1 protein-coding gene is annotated in these 235 nt (G+C 37.4%); it reads right to left on the bottom strand.

Annotated elements, in window-relative coordinates; genetic code table 11:
• Nucleotides 1-159, bottom strand: a 159-nt coding sequence (locus tag LKX83_RS32920) for a group II intron maturase-specific domain-containing protein (RefSeq protein ID WP_304518368.1), incomplete at its 3' end; no start/stop codon positions are given.
• Nucleotides 160-235 lie beyond the last annotated feature (76 nt).

Genomic DNA, 235 nt, shown 5'->3' with positions numbered 1-235 from the left:
ATACCAGTCAATGCGGTTCAGCCACCTTTTGGCTATTGGGGAAATGAGATAATAATTCTTCATCCCTTGGAGTTTTCGGTTCAATCCTTTAATAAGTTCATCCATGTCCAGATATAATTTACTTCGTTTCTCCGTATACTCCTTGATATTTGTTCGCATCTTCTTCATTGCCTTCTTTGTTGGAATGTGAGACATGACGTATATTTTAAAGCCACCTTTGTTAAAGACAGGAAAC

It is taken from the genome of Cohnella baijiui (genome assembly GCF_020731285.1).
Lineage (GTDB): Bacteria > Bacillota > Bacilli > Paenibacillales > Paenibacillaceae > Cohnella.
This window is presented reverse-complemented; position numbering and strand designations above follow the sequence as displayed.